The organism is Treponema endosymbiont of Eucomonympha sp. (assembly GCF_001028545.1).
In genome coordinates this window covers 1-647 of the sequence record NZ_BBPW01000389.1, presented here as the reverse complement: position 1 = coordinate 647, position 647 = coordinate 1, and the positions used below count along the sequence as shown (strand labels likewise).

Genomic DNA, 647 nt, shown 5'->3' with positions numbered 1-647 from the left:
TCGTATCACCAGTTCGGTGTTGTACCCCGCCGCCATTGTAATGACGCCCATGATTGATTTCGCGTTTATTGTGGCTATCCCTTTCTCTATCATAATTGTCGAAGAAAACTTATTTGCGGTTTGCGCAATCAGTGCTGCCGGACGGGCATGAATTCCCGCGCGGTTACGAACGGTAATAATTTTTTCAGTCACTGTCGTCGCTCCTCTACAAAACGCCCAATTTTTTCTGCAAATAAGCGCAATGCGCTCAATACGAGTCATCTCCGCCATAGTAGGCGGTAAGCGCAGTACCGGTTTCCAGCCACTTAAGCACATTCCGGTTAAAATCAACCGCCGAATGATAGCCCATAGACTTGAGACGCTCGTTTTTTGCGGCGGTCTCAATAAGGACAGGCACATTTCGTCCCGGTTTGACCGGAATTTCAATGAGCGGAACCTTTACGCCCAGCAAATCAGTCGACTGTGTTTCCGTTCCAAGCCGGTCGTATACTTTGTTTGAATCCCACTCGACGAGATTTATCACCAGCTGCACTTCTTTCTGCTCACGGATTGCGCCTATACCGTAAAGCTGCCAAACATTGATGATGCCCAGCCCCCGAATCCCCATATGGTGGCTTATCATCTTGTTTGCGCCTTGACCGAGCAGC

General features: G+C 49.1%; 1 protein-coding gene and 1 pseudogene. Both read right to left on the bottom strand.

Translation table 11 applies throughout. The annotated features are described in order from the left end of the window. Positions 1 to 192, bottom strand: a 192-nt coding sequence (locus AWU74_RS07245) for an HPr family phosphocarrier protein (protein ID WP_062328745.1), incomplete at its 3' end; no start/stop codon positions are given. A gap of 55 nt (positions 193 to 247) precedes the next feature. Beyond that, a pseudogene (locus AWU74_RS07240) lies at positions 248 to 647 on the bottom strand (HPr(Ser) kinase/phosphatase); the annotation flags it as partial.